The organism is Modestobacter sp. SYSU DS0875 (genome assembly GCF_054050915.1).
In genome coordinates, this window is record NZ_JBJHAH010000019.1 from 35757 (window position 1) to 54891 (window position 19135).

Consider the following 19135-nt stretch of genomic DNA (forward strand, 5'->3'; position numbering starts at 1 on the left):
CCATGATCGCAGCCGTCCTCGCCGGGCTGTCGGTGCGCAGTGGGAGACTGGACCACGTGACCGACACCGACCAGCCGCCCTACCGCAGCGGCTTCGCCTGCCTGGTGGGCCGGCCCAACGCCGGCAAGACCACGCTGACGAACGCACTGGTGGGCGAGAAGGTCGGCATCGTCAGCAACCGGCCGCAGACCACCCGGCACGCCATCCGCGGGGTGGTGCACCGGCCCGGCGGCCAGCTCGTGCTCGTCGACACCCCCGGCCTGCACAAGCCCAAGAGCCTGCTGGGCCGCCGGCTCAACGACGTCGTCCGCGACACCCTGTCCGAGGTCGACGTCATCGTCTTCTGCATCCCGGCCGACCAGCCCGTCGGCGCCGGTGACGCGTTCATCGCCCGGCAGCTCAAGGAGGTCACCACCCCGATCGTGCTGGTGGTGACCAAGACCGACGCGGCGAGCAAGAAGCAGGTCACCGAGCAGCTGGTGGCCGCCAGCCAGCTGGTCGAGGCCCGCGAGATCGTGCCGGTCAGCGCCGTCGCCGGCGACCAGGTCGAGCTGCTGGAGGACCTGCTGGTCGGCCTGCTGCCCGAGGGCCCGCCGATGTACCCCGACGAGCAGACCACCGACGAGGACGTCGAGCGGCAGATCGCCGAGCTGGTGCGCGAGGCAGCGCTGGAGAAGGTGCGGCAGGAGGTGCCGCACTCCCTCGCCGTCACCGTCGAGGAGATCCTGCGCAAGCCCGACCCGCGCGACCCCGAGGCGGTGTTCACCGAGATCCACGCGCTGCTGCACGTCGAGCGTCCCAGCCAGAAGCCGATGCTGCTGGGCAAGGGCGGGCAGACGATCAAGGCGATCGGCAGCGAGGCCCGGGTCGGGCTGGAGACGCTGCTGGGTGGCCGGGTGCACCTCGACCTGCACGTCACGGTGCTGGGGGAGTGGCAGGACGACCCGAAGAAGCTGAACAGGCTCGGGTATTGAGCACGACGCCGCAGTCGCTCTACCGCGACGAGGGGATCGTGCTGCGCACCCAGAAGCTGGGTGAGGCCGACCGGATCGTCACGGTGCTCACCCGGCGCACCGGCAAGGTGCGCGCGGTGGCCAAGGGCGTGCGCCGCACCAAGAGCAAGTTCGGTGCCCGGCTGGAGCCGTTCAGCCACGTCGACCTGCAGCTGTACACCGGCCGCAACCTCGACGTGGTCAGCCAGGCCGAGTCGATCCGCGCCTACGGGCCCGCGGTCGTCGGCGACTACCGGGCCTACACCGCGGGGACGGCGGTGCTGGAGACCGCCGACCGGCTGACCGTGGAGGAGAAGGAGCCCGCGCTGCGGATGTTCCTGCTCGTCGTGGGCGCGCTGCGCACGCTCGCGGAGGGGGCCAAGCCGCCGCCGCTGGTGCTCGACGCCTTCCTGCTGCGCGCCATGTCGGTGGCCGGCTGGGAGCCCGCGCTGGGTGACTGCGCGCGGTGCGGCGAGGAAGGCCCGCACCGCCACTTCTCCGTCCCGGCCGGGGGCACCGTCTGCCCGGCCTGCCGTCCCACCGGCTCGGCGATGCCCAGCCCGGTGACCGTCGAGCTGCTGGAGGCGTTGTTGACCGGCGACTGGGGGCGGGCCGAGGCCAGCCAGGGCGTCAACCGGCGCGAGGGCAGCGGCCTGGTCGCGGCGATGCTGCAGTGGCACCTGGAGCGGGGCCTGCGCTCGCTGCCGCTGGTCGACCGCACCGAGGCCCCCCGCGCCGGCACGCCCCACGTCGAGGTGTCGCGGTGAGGCGCGAGGTGAAGGCGCCGAATCCGCACCCCTCGGGCGCCACCCCGCCGGACATCCCGGCCGACAAGGTGCCCGGCCACGTCGCCATCGTGATGGACGGCAACGGCCGCTGGGCGAAGCAGCGCGGCCTGCCGCGCACCGCCGGGCACGAGGCGGGGGAGTCCTCGCTGTTCGACTGCGTCGAGGGCGCGATCGAGCTGGGCATCGGGGCGATCAGCGCCTACGCCTTCTCCACCGAGAACTGGCGGCGCAGCCCGGAGGAGGTCCGTTTCCTGATGGGCTTCAACCGCGACGTGATCCGCCGCCGCCGCGACGAGATGCACGAGCTCGGCGTCCGGGTCCGCTGGGCCGGCCGCCGTCCCCGGCTGTGGCGCTCGGTGATCAAGGAGCTGGAGATCGCCGAGGAGCTGACGAAGGACAACGACGTCCTGACGCTGACCATGTGCGTCAACTACGGCGGCCGGGCAGAGATCGCCGACGCCGCGGCCGCGATCGCCCGGGAGGTGGCCGCCGGCCGCATCGACCCGGACAAGGTGGACGAGAAGACCGTCGCCCGCTACCTCGACGAGCCGGACATGCCCGACGTCGACCTGTTCGTCCGCAGCTCGGGGGAGAACCGGACCAGCAACTTCCTGCTGTGGCAGGCGGCCTACGCCGAGCTGGTCTTCCTGGACACGCTGTGGCCGGACTTCGACCGCCGGCACCTGTGGCAGGCCTGCGAGGAGTACGCCAGCCGCCAGCGCCGCTTCGGCTCCGCCTGAGGCCCGATCGGCGTCAGGCGCGGCCGGCGGCCCGGCACTCGGCGCAGGTGCCCATGATCTCCAGGGTGTGGCTCACGTCGGAGAAGCCGTGCTCGCCGGCGACCCGGTCGGCCCACTGCTCCACCGCCGGGCCGGCGACCTCCACGGTGCGCCCGCAGGAGCGGCAGACCAGGTGGTGGTGGTGCTGGGCGCTGCACCGGCGGTAGAGCGCCTCGCCGGAGTCGGTGCGGATGGAGTCCAGCTCGCCGTCGTCGGCCAGCGCCTGCACCGCGCGGTAGACCGTGGACAGCCCCACCGTGTCACCCGAGGTGCGCAGCCGGGCGTGCACCTCCTGCGCGCTGTGGAAGCCGTCGAGGGAGTCGAAGACCGCGGCGACGGCGGCGCGCTGGCGGGTGGTGCGGGCCATCAGGCGTTCCCCTCGGCGGTCTCGCGGTGCGCGGCGTGGGCGATCGCGTCCCGCACGATGTGGGCGACGTGCCCGTCGACGAGCCGGTAGTCGACCTCCCGGTGCCGGCGCACGCCGGTGACCAGGCCGGCCCCGCGCAGCACGCGCAGGTGCTGGGAGACCAGCGGCTGCGGCACGCCCAGGGCGTCGACGAGCTGGTGCACGCAGCGGGAGCCGTGCTCGTCGAGCAGGGCGACGATCGACAGCCGGAGCGGGAACGCCAGCGCGGTGAGCAGCTCGCTGGCGGCCAGCACGTCGGCGGGGATGGTCCGGCTGGGGGTGGAGACGGCCGCGGACATGACATCATCCTCCACGCACATGAGAACGGTTGTCAAACACAGGAGGTCCCGGTGTTCGCCGTCACCAGGTTGCGTGCCCCGGCCGACCAGGTCGCGGAGCTCCTCGCCGCCGCGACCGACCTGCTGGCGGTGCTGCGCACCCGACCCGGCTTCCGGGACGGCGCGGTGGGCCGGGCGGCCGACGACCCGGAGCTGCTCGCGCTGTGGACCGCGTGGGACGGCGTCGGCACCTACCGCCGGGCGCTGTCCGCCCCCGAGGTGAAGCTGGCCGGCGCACCGGTGTGGGTGCACGCCCTCGACGAGCCGGGCGCCTACCTCACCGACTGAGCCCGGTGCGCTGCCGGGCCGCGGCGGCGCGATCAGTCGGTGCCGGACTCCATCGCCGCCCGGTCCAACAGCTCGTCGTTCGGGGAGACCTGGCCGCGGGAGGCGATCGCCTCGGCGCCGCCCTCCTGCGAGGCGTCGATCAGCCCGGTGGACGCCGCCTGCGCCGCACCGATCGACGTCGGGGTGGCGCCGCCGACCATGCCCATCCGGGCGTACTGCTCCAGCTTGGCGCGCGAGTCGGCGATGTCGAGGTTCCGCATGGTCAGCTGGCCGATCCGGTCGACCGGGCCGAACGCGGAGTCCACCGTCCGCTCCATGGAGAGCTTGTCCGGGTGGTAGCTGAACGCCGGGCCGGAGGTGTCCAGCACCGAGTAGTCCTCGCCGCGCCGCAGCCGCAGCGTCACCTCGCCGGTGACGGCCATGCCGACCCACCGCTGCAGGGACTCGCGCAGCATCATCGCCTGCGGGTCCAGCCAGCGGCCCTCGTACATCAGCCGGCCCAGCCGCCGGCCCTCGCTGTGGTAGGTGGCCAGCGTGTCCTCGTTGTGGATCGCGTTGACCAGCCGCTCGTAGGCGATGTGCAGCAGCGCCATGCCCGGGGCCTCGTAGATGCCGCGGCTCTTGGCCTCGATGATCCGGTTCTCGATCTGGTCGGACATCCCGAGCCCGTGCCGGCCGCCGATGGCGTTGGCCTCCAGCACCAGGTCGACGGCGGAGGTGAACTGCTTGCCGTTGATGCTGACCGGGCGGCCGTACTCGAAGCCGACCGTCACGTCCTCGGTGGCGATCTCCACCGCCGGGTCCCAGAACTTCACGCCCATGATCGGCTCGACGGTCTCGATGCCGGTGTCCAGGTGCTCCAGGGTCTTGGCCTCGTGGGTGGCGCCCCAGATGTTGGCATCGGTGGAGTAGGCCTTCTCGGCGCTGTCCCGGTAGGGGAGGCCGTGGGCGACCAGCCACTCCGACATCTCCTTGCGGCCACCGAGCTCGGTGACGAAGTCGGCGTCCAGCCAGGGCTTGTAGATCCGCAGCCCGGGGTTGGCCAGCAGGCCGTAGCGGTAGAACCGCTCGATGTCGTTGCCCTTGTAGGTGGAGCCGTCGCCCCAGATCTGGACGTCGTCCTCGAGCATCGCGCGCACCAGCAGGGTGCCGGTGACCGCGCGGCCCAGCGGGGTGGTGTTGAAGTAGCTGCGGCCACCGGAGCGGATGTGGAAGGCGCCGCAGGTGAGCGCGGCCAGGCCCTCCTCGACCAGCGCGGCCTTGCAGTCGACCAGCCGGGCGATTTCCGCGCCGTAGGCGGCGGCGCGGCTGGGCACCGAGCCGATGTCGGGCTCGTCGGCCTGGCCGATGTCGGCGGTGTAGGTGCAGGGGACCGCGCCCTTGTCGCGCATCCACGCGACCGCCACGGAGGTGTCGAGGCCGCCGGAGAAGGCGATCCCGACGCGGTCGCCGACGGGCAGGGAGGTGAGCACCTTGGACACGGGTAAGAGTATGCACAGTCATGTATGAGCATGCAAAGGTGGGTGGTCACCGCCCGCAGGGCCGGCGACTAACGTCGTGCAGGACCTCCCTGCCCCTCGACACCCGCCCGCTCGTGCCGGGATCCCGCAGGAAGACCACCCGCCGACCGCCAGCCGGATGGAGCCCTCGTGCCCAGCGACACCCAGTCCCCCCGTACCGCCGACCCCGCCCGCCTGGACAAGGTGGTCAACCTCTGCAAGCGCCGGGGGATCGTCTTCCCGTCCGGGGAGATCTACGGCGGCACCCGCTCCGCGTGGGACTACGGGCCGCTGGGCGTGGAGCTCAAGGAGAACATCAAGAAGCAGTGGTGGCGCACCGTCGTCCAGGGGCGCGACGACGTCGTGGGCCTGGACTCCTCCGTCATCCTGCCCCGCCAGGTGTGGGTCGCCTCCGGTCACGTCGGCGTGTTCACCGACCCGCTGACCGAGTGCCAGAACTGCCACAAGCGGTTCCGGGCCGACCACCTGGAGGAGGCCTACGAGGAGAAGAAGGGCCGGGCGCCGGCGAACGGCCTGGCCGACATCACCTGCCCCAACTGCGGGGTCACCGGCTCCTGGACCGAGCCGCGCGACTTCAACATGATGCTCAAGACGTACCTCGGCCCGGTCGAGGACGAGTCGGGGCTGCACTACCTGCGCCCGGAGACCGCGCAGGGCATCTTCGTCAGCTTCGCCAACGTCATGGGCGCCTCGCGCAAGAAGCCGCCGTTCGGCATCGGCCAGATCGGCAAGTCCTTCCGCAACGAGATCACCCCGGGCAACTTCATCTTCCGCACCCGTGAGTTCGAGCAGATGGAGATGGAGTTCTTCGTCCAGCCGGGCACGGACGCCGAGTGGCACCAGTACTGGATCGACGAGCGCACCCGCTGGTACACCGACCTGGGCATCGACCCGGCGAACCTGCGGCACTACGAGCACCCGAAGGAGAAGCTGAGCCACTACTCGACGCGCACCGTCGACATCGAGTACCGGTTCGGTTTCCAGGGCTCGGAGTGGGGCGAGCTGGAGGGCATCGCCAACCGCACCGACTTCGACCTGAAGACCCACTCGGAGCACTCCGGCTCGGACCTGTCCTACTTCGACCAGGCCTCCAACGAGCGGTGGACGCCGTACGTCATCGAGCCGGCCGCCGGCCTGACCCGGTCGCTGATGGCGTTCCTGGTCGACGCCTACACCGAGGACGAGGCGCCCAACGCCAAGGGCGGCATCGACACCCGCACGGTGCTCAAGCTCGACCCGCGGCTGGCGCCGGTGAAGGCCGCCGTCCTGCCGCTGTCGCGCAACGCCGACCTCTCGCCCAAGGCCCGCGACCTCGCCGCCGAGCTGCGCCGGAACTGGAACGTCGACTTCGACGACGCCGGCGCCATCGGCCGGCGCTACCGGCGGCAGGACGAGGTCGGCACCCCGTTCTGCATCACCGTCGACTTCGACACCCTCGAGGACGACGCGGTGACCATCCGCGAGCGCGACGCGATGACCCAGGAGCGGGTGGCCCTGGACCAGGTCGTCGCCTACCTCGGCGCCCGCCTCCCCGGCTGCTGAGGGCTGGGCGGCTGAGCCGCAGAACCTGATGGGGAGCCGCGCCACGGCCCGGCTCCCCATCAGGTCGGCCGGCTCACCATCGGTCGGCGGGCACCGACCCGGTCGTCGGCGCGCGCGAGCCAGCCGTCGTCCCCAGGATCCTGGTCCCGCAACCGTCCCTCGGCCCGCGGGATCACCTCGAGCTCCGGGCAGGCCGGGCCGGGTGTGGACAGCATCCGCCGCACCTGCCCACCCAGCGCCTGCCGTCGCCGGTCGGTCAGGTCCTCGGCGGCCACCCGCACGAACCGGACGCCGAGGGAGCGCAACAGGTCCTCCGTGCGCTTCTCCTGCCACAGCTCCTGCTCCGCCGTGCGCCCGAAGGCCGGCCGGCGGTACTTCACCTGCCCGTCGAACTCGATGGCCAGCGCCGCGTCCGGGTACCAGCCGTCGGCGACCTTCAGCAGCCGCCCGCCGACCCGGAGCTCGACCTGCGGCACGAACGGTGGCAGCCCCAGCGCGGTGAAGACCAGCCGCCCGTACGTCTCGAGCCAGGACTCGCTGCGGCCGTCCGCGAGCTCCACCGCTCGCACCGCGCGCGGGATCCCCGCCACCCGGGCCTGCCGGTCGAGCACCCGAGCCAGCTCCTCCCGCGTGGTCAGCCGGCGCAGCAGGGCGGCGTCGACGGCGGCCACTGCACCCACCTCCGGCCAGGAGCGCGCCACGTCGACGACCGTCCGGGCAGCGGTGGTCACCCGGTAGGCCCCGTGGATGGTGACCTCGTCGTCCGGGAGCGCCGCGCGGGTCATCAGCCAGCCCCGGCCGCGTCGCCACCTGTGCGGGTCGGTGAGCTCCACCACGGACCCGGCCGAGCGCGGTCGCGGAAGCCCCCAGACCCAGGCGGCGGTCGCGCCGCTGAACGCAGCGGACGGCCGACCGAGGCTGGTGGTCACGGCGAGCGCGTCCAGGCCGGGACGGCGCCCGGTGCGCTCCACCTCGGCGAGGTCGATGGCAGTGGTGAAGACGCCGGTGCGCAGGCGGACCCACGTGCCCCGGCGCACGGCCGACCGGACCTCGCTCTCCGAGACGCCGGAAGCGTCCAGCTCGGCTGTGGTGAAGATGCCCAGCCGACGGCGGACCGGCTCGTCGACTGTCAGCGGGACGGGCAACGGGGTGGTCACCAGTGGAGGCTGCCCTGATCGGCAGCGCGCGTCGGCCGGCGGAGCCGCCCTGGGGACGACCGCACCACGGGTGGATGGGCCACCGCGCTGCCGGCCCGTTCCTGGTAGCGGCGCCGTCGCACTCGATGGACAGCCGCTGCAGCTGATGGTGAGCCGCGTCATGGCGCGGCTCTCCATCAGGTCGCCCGGCTCATGAGCCGTGACCACGGGCACACCGCCGGGCCACCTACCCTGGAGCGCGTGACCAGCACCCTCGAGCGGACGACGGCACTGCCGGCGCTGCAGCTCGGGTCGCTGACCGTCGACCCCGCTGTGGTGCTCGCGCCGATGGCCGGCATCACCAACCCGGCCTTCCGCACGCTGTGCCGCGAGTTCGGGGCCGGCCTCTACGTCTGCGAGATGATCACCACCCGGGCGCTGGTCGAGCGCAGCGCCAAGACGCTGCAGATGGTGCAGGCGGCGCCCGGTGAGGCCGACGCGTTCAGCGTCCAGCTCTACGGCGTCGACCCGGCGACGGTGGGCCGGGCGGTGGAGATGCTGGTCGACGAGAACGTGGCCGGCACCCGCCCGGCGCACATCGACCTGAACTTCGGCTGCCCGGTGCCCAAGGTGACCCGCAAGGGCGGCGGCTCGGCGCTGCCATGGCGCCGCACCCTCTTCCGGAACATCGTGCGCGCCGCCGTCACCGCCGCCCGCGACGTGCCGGTGACGGTGAAGACCCGCATCGGCATCGACGCCGACCACGTCACCTACCTCGACGCCGGCCGGATCGCCCAGGACGAGGGCGCCGCGGGGATCACGCTGCACGGCCGCACCGCCGACCAGCTCTACAGCGGCACCGCCGACTGGGCGCCGATCACCCGGCTGGTGGAGACCGTCGAGATCCCGGTGCTGGGCAACGGCGACCTGTGGGAGGCCGACGACGCGCTGCGCATGGTCGCCGAGACCGGGTGTGCCGGCGTGGTGGTCGGGCGGGGCTGCCTGGGCCGGCCCTGGCTGTTCGGCGACCTGGCCGCGGCCTTCGCCGGCTCGTCGCGGCGCACCCTGCCGACGCTGCGCGAGGTGGCCGCGGTCATGCACCGCCACGCCACCCTGCTGGCGGAGGACCAGGGCGAGCTGTGGGGCTGCACCGACTTCCGCAAGCACGTCGCCTGGTACCTCAAGGGGTTCAGCGTGGGCTCCGACGTCCGCCGGGCGCTGGCGATGGTCAGCAGCCTCGACGAGCTGGCCGAGCTGCTCGGCCGGATCCCCGACCAGCCGTACCCGGAGGCGGTGCTGGGTGCCCCGCGCGGGCGCACCACCCCGCCGCGGCCGGTGGCGCTGCCGGAGGGCTGGCTGGTCGACCGGGACGACCCGACCCCGCCGTCCGGCGCGGAGCTGACGGTGAGCGGCGGATGAGCGAGTCATGACCACGGGCCCCTTCCTCTACGACGACGACCCGGCGCCGCTGCACACCGGTACGCCGCGGCGGCGCACCGGCCTGCTCGTGGGGCTGCTCGTCGGCACCCTGGTGGTGGCCGTCGCCATGGTCGCCGCGATGGGCGTGTTCAAGGGCTCGCCGGAGGAGCAGGCCACCGAGGTCGCGACGGTCTTCGTCCGCGCGCTCGACGCCGGTGACCTCGGCACCGCCTACGACCTGGTCTGCGACGACGTGCGGGCCCGGGTCCTCGCCCCGGACCTCGCCGAGGACTACCTCCGGCCGGGCGATCCGGAGGTCACCGCGGTCACCGGTGACGTGGTCGACGGCGCGCCGGTGCAGCTGGTCGACGTCCGCTGGGACGACGACGGCGCGGTCTCCCGGACCCAGCTCACCGTCGTCCCCGAGGGCGGCACGAAGGTCTGCGGCACCCGGACGCTCGACTGAGCGGGCACGTCGCCGTCCGGTCCGCTCCCCGTCGGCCCCGCGTGGTACCCATGACGCGTGGCAGCGTTCGCGGGCCGGCTGGCCGTCCGGGTGGTCGGGGCCGCGGTGGTCGCGTCGGCGCTGCTGGTCGGCTCGACGGCGCTGGCGATCTGGTGGACCGCTCGGCAGGACGCGCGGCCGGCCTCCGACGCGATCGTGGTGCTGGGCTCGGCGCAGTACAACGGCGTCCCGTCCTCCATCTTCGAGGCGCGGCTGGAGCACGCCCGTGAGCTGTACGAGCAGGGCGTGGCCCCGGTGGTCGTGACCGTGGGCGGCCGGGCCGAGGGCGACGAGTTCTCCGAGGCCGAGGCCGGCCGCGACTACCTGGCCGAGACCGGTGTCCCCCGCGAGGCGCTGCTGGCCGTGCAGGAGGGCGTCGACACGCTGCAGAGCATGCGGGCGGTCGGCGCCGCGTTCGCCGACCGCGGCTGGGACACCGCCGTCCTGGTCACCGACCCGTGGCACGCGATGCGCGCGGAGCGGATGGCGGAGGACGCCGGCATGGACGCCACCAGCTCGCCCACCCGTCAGGGCCCGGCGGTGCAGACCCGCACCACGCAGTTCCGTTACATCCTCCGGGAGACCGCCGCGTACCTGCTCTACCGCGCGACCGGTGAGAGCGTCGCCGGCGCCCCGGGCATCGGCTGAGAGGGAGGACGAGCCATGGCCGGTCGGGGACGCATCCGGGCCGCCGACATCGCGCTGGTCCGCGAGCGGGCGAAGATCGACGAGATCGTCGGTGAGCACCTGCAGCTCAAGCGCGCCGGCGGGGGCAGCCTGAAGGGGCTGTGCCCGTTCCACGACGAGAAGTCGCCGTCCTTCCACGTGACCCCCTCGAGGAACCTGTTCCACTGCTTCGGGTGCGGGGCAGGCGGTGACGTCATCCGGTTCATCCAGGACATCGACCACCTCTCCTTCACCGAGGCCGTCGAGCTGCTGGCCCGCCGGGCCAACGTCGAACTGCACTACGAGGACGACGGCGGCCGGCCGACCGGCGGGCCCGACCGGGCAGCGGCCGGGCAGCGCGCCCGCCTGGTGTCGGCCAACGCCGAGGCCGCGCGGTGGTACGCCGAGCAGCTGATGACCCCCGACGCCGCACCGGCCCGGCAGTTCCTCGCCGAACGTGGCTTCGACCGGCAGGTCGCGCTGGACTTCGGCTGCGGCTACGCCCCCGGCGGCTGGGACACCCTGACCCGGCACCTGCGCGGCCTGGGCTATTCGCAGGCCGAGCTGGTCACCGCCGGGCTGGCCAAGGAGTCCTCCCGCGGCACGCTCATCGACCGGTTCCACCGCCGGCTGATCTGGCCGATCCGCGACCTCACGAACGACGTCATCGGCTTCGGCGCGCGCAAGCTGATGGACGACGACCCGGGGCCGAAGTACCTGAACACCCCCGAGACGCCGCTGTACAAGAAGAGCTCGGTGCTCTACGGCGTCGAGCGGGCCAAGCGGGACATCGCCCGCAACCACCAGGCCGTCGTCGTCGAGGGCTACACCGACGTCATGGCCTGCCACGTCGCCGGGGTGACCACCGCGGTCGCCTCCTGCGGCACCGCGTTCGGGCCTGAGCACATCAACGTGCTGCGCCGGCTGCTGATGGACCAGGACGAGTTCCGCGGGGAGGTCGTCTACACCTTCGACGGCGACGCGGCCGGCCAGGCGGCGGCGATGAAGTCGTTCAAGGAGGATCAGCGCTTCGTCGCGCAGACGTTCGTCGCCGTCGAGCAGGAGGGGCGCGACCCGTGCGAGCTGCGCCAGGCGCACGGGGACGCCGCGGTGCGCGACCTCATCGCCCGGCGCACCCCGCTGATCGAGTTCGTGCTGCGCACGATGCTGGCCGAGTACGACCTGGACACCGTGGAGGGCCGGGTCGCGGCGCTGGACAAGACCGCGCCGCTGCTGGCCCAGATCAAGGACCACGCGCTGCGGCCGGCCTACGCCCGCCGGCTCGCCGGCCTGCTCGGCCTGCCCGACGAGAGCGAGGTGGTCGCCCGGGTGCGCCGCCTGGCCGACGGCGGCGCCGCCCCCGAGCGGGGTCGGGTGCGCACCCCGCGCAAGAGCCCGGACGACGTCGCGGTCGAGGTGGAACGGGAGGCGGTGAAGGCCGCTCTGCAGTGCCCGGAGATCGCCGGCCCCGAGTTCGACGCCGTGCGCGCCGACGACTTCACCCACCCCGACTACGCCGCCGTCGCCGCCGCGGTCGCCGCGGCCGGGGGAGCGGCCAGGGCCACGGTCAGCGGCGCCGACTGGGTGGAGCAGGTGGAGCAGCACTGCGACCGGGAGACGGCGAAGGCGATGCTGACCGCGCTGGCCGTGGAGCCGATGCGGTCGGTGGGGGAGAACGACGTCACCTACGTCAACGCCCTGATGGCCCGGCTGCAGGAGATCACCACCGTCCGGCAGGTGGCCGCGCTCAAGGGCCGCCTGCAGCGGATGAACCCGGTCGAGGCGGCTGATGAGTACATGAAGGCGTTCAAGCAGCTGATGGACCTCGAGCAGCTGGCGATCTCGCTGCGCAAGCGGGCGGCCGGCGGCCTCACGCCGTGACGCTGCTCGGCGCCCTGCGCGCGCGGTTCGCCCGCCCGCCCGAGCCGGTTCGGGCGGTGGTCGCCGCGTCATCGGACGCCGACGAGCGGGTGCTCGCCTGGGGCGGGCTGGTGGGCGGGGGCTGGCTGGTGGCCACCAGCCGCGGGCTTCGGCTGGTGCCCGACGACCTGGCGCTCGCCGACGCCGCGGCCGTGCCCGTGCTCCGCTGGCACGAGGTGGGCACGGCGCGCTGGACCGCGGCGGGCACCGGGGGCAGCTTCCTGGTCACGTCGCTCACCGAGGTCGAGCCGGGCGTGCAGGCGAGGGGCCCGCAGCAGCGGTACGTGCTCGCCGAGGCGGGGGAGCTGCCGGCCGAGGTGCGCAGCCGGGTCGACCGGACGGTGGTGACCAGCCAGCGGCACCCGCTGCCCGGTGGCGGGGCGGTGTTGCTGGTGGCGCGCCGGGTGCCCGGCCAGGCGGCGCGGGAGTGGAGCGTGGTGTTCGACGACGACGCCGACCGCGACGACCCGCAGGCCCGGCAGATCGCCCGGGACCGGCTGGCCGCCGCGGTGGATGCCGACGACCCGACCCGCTGACCGCGGGCCGGACGGGGGTCAGCGCTGGGTGCTGTCCTGCCCGGTGCTGCCCTGCCCGAGGCTGCCCTTGACCGACTTCACCGCGGCGTCGGCCTGGGCCTGGGCCATGCCCGCGACGCTCTGCAGGCGCGGGTCGTCCTTGGCGTGGGAGTAGGCGCGGCGGATCTGCTCGTAGCGCTCGCGGCCGGCCTTGGCGCCGAGGACGTAGCCGGCACCGAAGCCGGCGAGGAAGGACAGCTTGGCCACGGGAGTTCCTCCAGGGATCGGGACGGAAGTGGGGACGGTACCCGGCATCGCGCCGCGCGACCCGCCGAGAACCCCCTCCCGACGCCGCCGGCCGGGTGGGGTAATCTCTTCCAGGCGCACGGGCGACCACCCGTTCGTTCCCCCGTAGCTCAATTGGCAGAGCATGCGACTGTTAATCGCAGGGTTACTGGTTCAAGTCCAGTCGGGGGAGCAGAGAAGGCCCTGACCAGCGCAACCGCTGGTCAGGGCCTCGTTCGTTTACTGGGATGGCACCCGGAGAGCGGCGCCGGCGGGCCGTCCACGTCGACAAGACCGGCGTCCCCCGCTTGTCCAGGAGCAAGACCCGGCCCGCCCGGTTTAGGGGCCTCGACTGGCGCGCCCACAAGGTCTCCCAGACCGGGTGCAAGCCGCGCCGCCGCCGAGCGGGCGCGCAAGGCTGAGCTGGCCGCGCCGTGGGCCCGGGGGAGTGGGCGTGCTCACCGCAAGCGCCCGGGTGTCGGCCCTCGTCGAGGCGTGGCCGGCCGCCGACCACGGCTGGTCGGTCGGCACCGAGCGCACCTACCGCTCGGTGGTGCGCACCTCGGTGCTGCCGGCCTTCGGTCAGCTGACGCTGCAGGAGGTCACCCCCGGCCGGGTCGGCCGCGCGCTCACCGCGATCGCCAGGACCAGCGGGCCCGGTGCCGCCAAGACCGCCCGCGCGTGCCTGTCGGGCATGTTCTCCCTCGCCATCGACGACGGCGCGGTCACCGCCAACCCGGTGCGCGACGCCAGCCTCCGGATCGACACGACCGCCAAGAAGGCGCCGCGGGCGTTGACCGTCGACCAGACCGTCCGGCTGGTCGAGCTGTTCCGGGGGAGTGCCCGGGCCAACGAGCTGGACGTCGTCGACCTGATCGACTGGATGCTCGCCACCGGCGCCCGCATCGGCGAGGCGGTGGCGCTGCGCACGGGTGAGACCGCCGGCCGGCCGCTGCTGGACCTGGACGCCGGCACCTGGGAGGTCAACGCCACCGCGGTGCGGGTGCCCAAGCAGGGGATGGTCGTGCAGCCGCGGACCAAGACTGCAGCCGGCTGGCGGATCATCGCGGTGCCGGACTTCGCGGTGGAGATGGTCGCCGCCGGCTGGCGTCACCCCTGCGGCCGGACACCGAGCTGGTGCTCCCGAGGCCGGTCGCGGGCACGCTGCGGGACCCGACGAACGTCTCCACGGACCTGCGCCAGCTGCTGGACGGCTTCGAGTGCGAAGCCTGCGGCGGGACCGACTTCCAGCCCGGAGCGAGCCGGACGGCGGCCGGCCGCCCGGTCCGCTGCGCCGAGGGCCCGTGGTCGTGGGTCACCTCGCACAACTTTCGCAAGACCGTCGCCACCCGCCTGGACGAAGCCGGCTTCACCCCGCGCCAGGTGGCCGACCAGCTCGGCCATGCCAATCCCTCGATGACCCTGGATGTCTACTTCGGCCGTCAAGTGGTCAGCGCCGAGGCCGCCCGAGTGCTGGGGCGGTGACTGCAAGACTAAGCGAGACTTCGATGCCCTTCGCTGACCTTCATGATCAGCGTTATGTCTTCTGAGCTGGCCTTTCACCGTTGGCGGCGATGGCCGGCTACAGTCCAAAGCCGCCCTTCTGTGGGCACCGTGTGGGCAGGATGCGGGCCTGTCGGTACGCACGCGAGGCAGGGGTTGCGCGCCTCATGCATGGCGGCGGGTGGTCGGGTCGGTCCCGCCGTCTGCTGCCGGCGAGGCTAAGGCGCCGACAGGCGGCGTAATGGGTCACTGCGTTGCTATGAGGCCGCTGCCGTCAGTGTCAGAATCTTTCGGTGAGCAAGTCAACGCTGGTCGCGTACTCGCACGCGTTCCTCGTCGCGGCCGACGCGCATGCCACCGCGGCGAAGGCAGCTGGAGTCGACGGCGAGGTCGACGGGATGATGTGCGTCATTGCATTGCAGAACGCAGTCGCTGGCGCCATCAAGTTCCTGGGCAAGGATGACCCCGCGGTGAAGGCCTACTTCGAGCAGAGTCAGGACCTGAAGGATGTGCGCGACATGTTCACGCACTTCGACGAGTACGCGCTCGGCAAGGGAAAACTTCAGAAGTCGTTGGACGGAACGGGCGGCCCCTTCGGTTGGATGCCCATGTGGAACACCGACGAGACGTTCCTGATCCTCAACCGACGCAAGGGTGAAACGCTACCCACGGAGTATAGGGTCAACATCCACTCCGCCCTAAAGTCCGTTGCTGCCCTTGTTGCCGCAGCCGCAGCAAAGATGAACAAGACACCGAGCGCACTGCTGATCAGACTCATTGACGAGACCTGACGCGTCGGCCAACTAGGCGCTCCTCGCCATGACTCTTGGAGGTCGCTCGCGTGAGCGTGCTGCTGATTGACACCAACGTGTGGTCCTACTTGGCCGAAGAGACGGACCCAGAAACCGTTGCTGCGCTCTTCAAGCGCACCGGTCACAAGGCCGTGCTCAGCGCGATGATGTTGACCGAGGCCCTTCGCACCGGCGACGTCGGCAAGCGGACTGCCATCGTGAACATGATGGCCTCGCGGCATTGGCGCAAGCTTCCTGCCGATGCGGAGGCGATGGAGCTCGTCGAGGAGGTCAGGCGTCTGCGGCCCGAGTGGTTGCGTTCGATTCCGAAGACCGACCGCTTGTTCTCCTTCCGGGATTACTGGACGAAGGTCTACTGGCGCGAGGCAAAGACGGAGCCAGAGAAGGTCCTTGAGCGACGGGCCAGGGCGACAGCCGAGGATGACGCGGCAGCCGAGATTGCTCGGGTCCAGGCAGCTAATAGGGCTGGGTGGCCGTTCCTTGAAGGTGATCTCTTATCAGCCGCCCTGGCTGCGACCATCGCCGAGGACCACCCTGACCCGGACCCCGGATCTCGACTCGGATGGCCGGCGGACACGCCGGTCCTGTGGTGGCGCGTGAGCGCCCGAGACGTCATGTGGGCGACCCTCGGGCGCGAGGGTCTTGGACGACTCATCGGATATGGCGATAAGACGCAAGAGGACTCCCTGGGTGCGTACGTCGATCTGAGAACGATGCGGAGAGATCGCGAGTCGTTCAACAGATTCTTCCTATTCGACATCGAAGGCTGGAACCTCCCGCGGTGGTGGTGGCACGGAACTGTTGAGGTGCTCCAGCTTGGGAAGCGGCTCGCGGAGAGCAACGGCATGGATGCAGCACATGCCTCCTACCTGCCCGACTGCGACTACATGCTCACCACGGACAGGCGCTTCTACGACATCGTCAAGGCCGCGAGCGAGACCATGGGCGCTCCCCGCGGAGGCGCGGTCGTCCTCGTCGAGAGTCACCCGAACGGTTGGCTCGCCGCTCTCGAGCGTGCGCTCTCAGACCTGCCTCCCAGGCGGAAGCCGACGCCCACTCGAATTATGCCGGTAGACGCTGGCACTCGCGTAGGCAACGGTCCGGGTGAGGTCTCTGCTGCTCAAGTGCGCAGTGCGATGAAGCGAGGGCCGCATGTGAAGACCTACGAAGGTCCCGCGCGCCTGCTCGATCCCGACGGAGGCGTGATTGCTGAGCGCGTTCAGGTCGTCATCACCAACCAGCCGGAGATGCGGCCGGAAGGCGAGCGGTCGAAGTTCTTCGGCGCTCTGCGGGTCCTACCCGCCACCGATGGGGCCGTGGAACCCCGGCCGGTGACTACTAGTACCGCCTGCATGCTGGAGTGGCGCAGCGGAGGTGGCCTCGATCCCACCGAAATCTGGATTCGTGAAACCGAAGGTCATGGCACCCTCGCCAGCTTCTCTGTGAATGGGAAGACCTAGCCACTCCATGCCGTCGGTTCGCGATGCACACGTACGGAAGAACCGTGCCGTCAGGAAGTTGGTGGCGCTGCCCTCGGTCGGGGACTGGACCAGGGCCGCCATCGTCGACGGAGATGGCTGAGCGCGCCGTCCTGTAGCTACGTGCGGGACGACCACCATGATCGGCTCAGCGGCTGCCGTGCAGCGCTGCCGCGACCTTGGTCTCCCACCACCGGTCGCACTCCGCCTCGTCGTAGAGCACCCGACGACCAACCTTGATGCCGGAAGGGCCGATGCCGACGTGACACCAGTAGCGGACCGTGGCCGGCCCGGTGCGGAAGCGGGCGGCGACTTCCTCGGTGGTCAACAGACGAATGGTCATGGCATCTCCTCGGACGAAGACGAGTGGAGCTGGTCGCTTGGAGAAGGCGCTGGCGTCGTGAGGTTGCTGCCAGCAGCGTCGGGGTGACACCGGACTGGGTGGCGTCACTCTTGGCTGACTGGCACGTCACCCCGGCGTCCTACTCAGTGCGGGCGGGGCGCTGTCCGGTTGCGGATGTAGATGCGGCGGGTCATCGAAACGCTGATCGCGGTCAGGGCACGGGACAGCTCGTCCAGGTCCCGGTTGTAGATGCGGCCGGCGTCGAGCTGGGTGACGAGCTCATCGAGCAGGCGGGGCCAGTCGTGGCGGGTCGGCGGGATGGGCACCGGCGTCTCCACGCGTCGTTCGACAACCTGGACTGCCGAGCGTCCCGAGGTGGCGGCGCAAGTCTGCTCCCAGGCTCGCTGTCGGCACGACGCCGAGCACCACTTCGGGAGCCGTCCCGTCGCCTTGACGGTGATTGGGCCTCCGCACCACCCGCACGTCGACGCGGCGCGCCGCCGGGCCTGGGCAGCGGACTCGATCGCTTGCGTTGCAGCTGCTGCCGGATCACCGGACTGTGAGGCGCTCGGCTGCCGCGCCTGCAGCCGCGCCACTCGGCGCTGCGCCTCAAACCGCATCGATGCATTCCGCCGCCTGCTCATGCTGGCCACTGTTAGGACCGATGTTCCAGTCGACGGCACCCCGATACGTCACGACGCAACGACAAGCCTGGGTGCAGGAGGTGTGTCGGACCCGGTGGTGTGAGAGACGCGCTGGTGCCGGGGCGGGGATCGGAGCCAGGGGTCATGGCACATTGGCCACGATGGTTACGCTTGCGCCTGGCCCGGTGTTCGACTCGTACTGGCGGTTTGCAGCCGCCCGGCAAGACCTGTACCTGCGACGGCTGCGGGGCGAGGCGCCGCCATGGACGGATGATCCGGTACTGGCATCGTGGCGGTTCACCAACGCCTTTCGTGCCGCTGACCGGGTCAGTCAGTATCTGATCCGTAACGTCATCTACTCGGGAGATCAGGACCGCGACGAGGTCGTATTTCGGGTTCTTCTCTTCAAGTGGTTCAACCGGATTAGCACCTGGGAGCTGCTAACCGACCGGCTCGGGCCACCGCGCCTGGCCTCGTTCGACCCCTCGGCAGTCGGCCGGGTACTCGGGCAGGCCCGGGCCTCGGGTCTGCGTATCTACTCGGCCGCGTACATCGTTCCCCCGGTGCCCGGCGAGCCCGGACCAAAGCACGCGGGGCACCTTAGCCTGACGATGAAGATGCTCGAAGCTGGAATGGGGGACCAGCTGACGGCGGCGGGCTCTCTGGAGGAGATCTACCGGCTACTGACGGCATGGCCCGGAATCGGCGCCTTCCTTGGGTATCAGATGGCTATCGATTTGAACTACTCGACGGTCATCGATCATGACGAGGACGAGTTCGTCGTTGCTGGTCCCGGAGCGCGGGACGGGCTGGCGAAGGCCTGGCCGGGAGCGGACCTGCGGCGGTCCGCGGACCTGATTCGGTTGACCACTCTGCAGCAGAAGGAGCAATTTGCTCGCCTCGGCTTGCAGTTCGACGGGCTGTTCGGCCGGCCGCTGAAGTTGATCGACTGCCAGAACCTGTACTGTGAGATCAGCAAGTATGCCCGGGTGGCGCACCCGGAGGTCACGGGTGTGTCCGGCCGTACTCGGATCAAGCAGGGATATCGGACGCGGCCTGTACCGCAGCCGGTGCCGCGTCCGTTCTTCCCGCCGAAGTGGCGGCTGCGGGTGCCGGAGTCTTATGGCGCATCGCCGGGCAGCAACCCGAAGCCCCGAATGTTTGACTTTCCTTTGTCAGCGGCTTCGCGGCCTGGAGGGCGGTAGATCCTGTAGCAAGTTGGACTGCGAGGCTGTCCGCTGGCTTGCCCGAACTGC

General features: G+C 71.4%; 21 protein-coding genes, 1 tRNA gene and 1 pseudogene. 16 read left to right on the forward strand and 7 right to left on the reverse strand.

Annotated features, from left to right (window positions below; all coding sequences use genetic code 11):
* Nucleotides 1-2 precede the first annotated feature (2 nt).
* From era to ACI79Y_RS12995, 3 genes are read left to right on the forward strand one after another with little or no spacing between them, the layout of a single operon-like run.
* Complete coding sequence (era, locus tag ACI79Y_RS12985; protein WP_457158870.1) at nt 3-974, forward strand: GTPase Era; 972 nt, start codon at nt 3-5, stop codon at nt 972-974.
* Complete coding sequence (recO, locus tag ACI79Y_RS12990; protein ID WP_457158871.1) at nt 971-1759, forward strand: DNA repair protein RecO; 789 nt, start codon at nt 971-973, stop codon at nt 1757-1759. The genes era and recO overlap by 4 nt, the downstream gene beginning before the upstream one ends.
* Nucleotides 1756-2520 (forward strand): isoprenyl transferase, encoded by a 765-nt coding sequence (locus ACI79Y_RS12995; protein ID WP_457158872.1) that lies wholly within the window; start codon nt 1756-1758, stop codon nt 2518-2520. The genes recO and ACI79Y_RS12995 overlap by 4 nt, the downstream gene beginning before the upstream one ends.
* A gap of 13 nt (nt 2521-2533) precedes the next feature.
* Here ACI79Y_RS12995 and ACI79Y_RS13000 read toward each other — a convergent pair whose 3' ends face one another.
* Together ACI79Y_RS13000 and ACI79Y_RS13005 are read right to left on the reverse strand one after the other, a co-directional pair.
* Nucleotides 2534-2926 carry a Fur family transcriptional regulator gene (locus tag ACI79Y_RS13000; protein ID WP_457140747.1) on the reverse strand — a complete coding sequence of 131 codons (393 nt, stop codon included), beginning with the start codon at nt 2924-2926 and terminating at the stop codon, nt 2534-2536.
* On the reverse strand, nt 2926-3264 hold the full coding sequence (locus ACI79Y_RS13005; RefSeq protein ID WP_457158873.1) for an ArsR/SmtB family transcription factor: 339 nt from the start codon (nt 3262-3264) through the stop codon (nt 2926-2928). The genes ACI79Y_RS13000 and ACI79Y_RS13005 overlap by 1 nt, the downstream gene beginning before the upstream one ends.
* 51 nt (nt 3265-3315) lie before the next feature.
* Here ACI79Y_RS13005 and ACI79Y_RS13010 point away from each other — a divergent pair, with 51 nt between their 5' ends.
* Nucleotides 3316-3591, forward strand: coding sequence for an antibiotic biosynthesis monooxygenase (locus ACI79Y_RS13010; protein ID WP_457158874.1), 276 nt, complete (start codon nt 3316-3318; stop codon nt 3589-3591).
* A 32-nt stretch (nt 3592-3623) separates the two neighbouring features.
* Here ACI79Y_RS13010 and argG read toward each other — a convergent pair whose 3' ends face one another.
* Entirely contained in the window at nt 3624-5072 is a 1449-nt protein-coding gene (gene argG, locus ACI79Y_RS13015) for an argininosuccinate synthase (RefSeq protein ID WP_457158875.1), read from the reverse strand.
* Nucleotides 5073-5240: 168 nt separating this feature from the next.
* Here argG and ACI79Y_RS13020 point away from each other — a divergent pair, with 168 nt between their 5' ends.
* The gene (locus tag ACI79Y_RS13020) at nt 5241-6653 is read left to right on the forward strand and encodes a glycine--tRNA ligase (RefSeq protein WP_457158876.1); all 1413 of its coding nucleotides are present in this window, start codon (nt 5241-5243) and stop codon (nt 6651-6653) included.
* 59 nt (nt 6654-6712) lie between these two features.
* Here ACI79Y_RS13020 and ACI79Y_RS13025 read toward each other — a convergent pair whose 3' ends face one another.
* Nucleotides 6713-7810, reverse strand: coding sequence for a type IV toxin-antitoxin system AbiEi family antitoxin domain-containing protein (locus ACI79Y_RS13025; RefSeq protein WP_457158877.1), 1098 nt, complete (start codon nt 7808-7810; stop codon nt 6713-6715).
* A gap of 240 nt (nt 7811-8050) precedes the next feature.
* Between ACI79Y_RS13025 and dusB the strand changes: the two genes are divergently transcribed.
* Genes dusB through ACI79Y_RS13050 form a run of 5 tightly spaced genes read left to right on the forward strand, consistent with a single transcriptional unit; the run spans nt 8051 to nt 12835 of the window.
* Complete coding sequence (gene dusB / locus ACI79Y_RS13030) at nt 8051-9208, forward strand: tRNA dihydrouridine synthase DusB (protein ID WP_457158878.1); 1158 nt, start codon at nt 8051-8053, stop codon at nt 9206-9208.
* 7 nt (nt 9209-9215) lie between these two features.
* A complete protein-coding gene (locus tag ACI79Y_RS13035) occupies nt 9216-9674 on the forward strand; it encodes an Rv0361 family membrane protein (protein ID WP_457158879.1) in 459 nt (152 codons plus the stop codon).
* Nucleotides 9675-9731: 57 nt separating this feature from the next.
* Nucleotides 9732-10361: a YdcF family protein gene (locus ACI79Y_RS13040; RefSeq protein WP_457158880.1), complete on the forward strand. Its 630-nt coding sequence runs from the start codon at nt 9732-9734 to the stop codon at nt 10359-10361.
* A 15-nt stretch (nt 10362-10376) separates the two neighbouring features.
* The gene (dnaG, locus tag ACI79Y_RS13045) at nt 10377-12260 is read left to right on the forward strand and encodes a DNA primase (protein WP_457158881.1); all 1884 of its coding nucleotides are present in this window, start codon (nt 10377-10379) and stop codon (nt 12258-12260) included.
* Entirely contained in the window at nt 12257-12835 is a 579-nt protein-coding gene (locus ACI79Y_RS13050) for a hypothetical protein (RefSeq protein WP_457158882.1), read from the forward strand. The genes dnaG and ACI79Y_RS13050 overlap by 4 nt, the downstream gene beginning before the upstream one ends.
* A gap of 18 nt (nt 12836-12853) precedes the next feature.
* On the opposite strand, the gene ACI79Y_RS13055 is transcribed toward ACI79Y_RS13050, so the two are convergent.
* Nucleotides 12854-13081, reverse strand: a complete 228-nt coding sequence (locus tag ACI79Y_RS13055) for a hypothetical protein (protein WP_457158883.1) — start codon at nt 13079-13081, stop codon at nt 12854-12856.
* Between the two features lie 138 nt (nt 13082-13219).
* On the opposite strand from ACI79Y_RS13055, the gene ACI79Y_RS13060 reads away from it, so the two are divergent.
* The 5 genes and pseudogenes from ACI79Y_RS13060 (at nt 13220) to ACI79Y_RS13080 (ending at nt 16874) form a co-directional block, all read left to right on the forward strand.
* Nucleotides 13220-13292: transfer RNA gene (locus ACI79Y_RS13060), tRNA-Asn, on the forward strand.
* A gap of 282 nt (nt 13293-13574) precedes the next feature.
* Nucleotides 13575-13835 (forward strand): annotated as a pseudogene (locus ACI79Y_RS13065) (phage integrase central domain-containing protein); the annotation flags it as partial.
* Between the two features lie 401 nt (nt 13836-14236).
* Nucleotides 14237-14584, forward strand: coding sequence for a tyrosine-type recombinase/integrase (locus tag ACI79Y_RS13070; RefSeq protein WP_457158904.1), 348 nt, complete (start codon nt 14237-14239; stop codon nt 14582-14584).
* Nucleotides 14585-14895: 311 nt separating this feature from the next.
* Nucleotides 14896-15393 (forward strand): hypothetical protein, encoded by a 498-nt coding sequence (locus ACI79Y_RS13075; protein ID WP_457158884.1) that lies wholly within the window; start codon nt 14896-14898, stop codon nt 15391-15393.
* A 50-nt stretch (nt 15394-15443) separates the two neighbouring features.
* Nucleotides 15444-16874 (forward strand): hypothetical protein, encoded by a 1431-nt coding sequence (locus ACI79Y_RS13080; protein WP_457158885.1) that lies wholly within the window; start codon nt 15444-15446, stop codon nt 16872-16874.
* Between the two features lie 166 nt (nt 16875-17040).
* On the opposite strand, the gene ACI79Y_RS13085 is transcribed toward ACI79Y_RS13080, so the two are convergent.
* Both ACI79Y_RS13085 and ACI79Y_RS13090 read right to left on the reverse strand, forming a co-directional pair.
* Entirely contained in the window at nt 17041-17235 is a 195-nt protein-coding gene (locus ACI79Y_RS13085) for a helix-turn-helix transcriptional regulator (protein WP_457158886.1), read from the reverse strand.
* Between the two features lie 143 nt (nt 17236-17378).
* Nucleotides 17379-17561, reverse strand: coding sequence for a hypothetical protein (locus tag ACI79Y_RS13090; RefSeq protein WP_457158887.1), 183 nt, complete (start codon nt 17559-17561; stop codon nt 17379-17381).
* A 503-nt stretch (nt 17562-18064) separates the two neighbouring features.
* Here ACI79Y_RS13090 and ACI79Y_RS13095 point away from each other — a divergent pair.
* A complete protein-coding gene (locus ACI79Y_RS13095; RefSeq protein WP_457158888.1) occupies nt 18065-19084 on the forward strand; it encodes a nucleotide kinase domain-containing protein in 1020 nt (339 codons plus the stop codon).
* Nucleotides 19085-19135 lie beyond the last annotated feature (51 nt).

Bases quoted from the DNA above. Each gene is read 5' to 3' on its own strand.
- ACI79Y_RS13035 (WP_457158879.1), top strand. From the start codon at position 9,216: ATGACCACGGGCCCCTTCCTCTACGACGACGACCCGGCGCCGCTGCAC.
- dnaG (WP_457158881.1), top strand. From the start codon at position 10,377: ATGGCCGGTCGGGGACGCATCCGGGCCGCCGACATCGCGCTGGTCCGC.
- ACI79Y_RS13000 (WP_457140747.1), bottom strand. From the start codon at position 2,926: ATGGCCCGCACCACCCGCCAGCGCGCCGCCGTCGCCGCGGTCTTCGAC.
- era (WP_457158870.1), top strand. From the start codon at position 3: ATGATCGCAGCCGTCCTCGCCGGGCTGTCGGTGCGCAGTGGGAGACTG.
- ACI79Y_RS13005 (WP_457158873.1), bottom strand. From the start codon at position 3,264: ATGTCCGCGGCCGTCTCCACCCCCAGCCGGACCATCCCCGCCGACGTG.
- ACI79Y_RS13085 (WP_457158886.1), bottom strand. From the start codon at position 17,235: ATGACCATTCGTCTGTTGACCACCGAGGAAGTCGCCGCCCGCTTCCGC.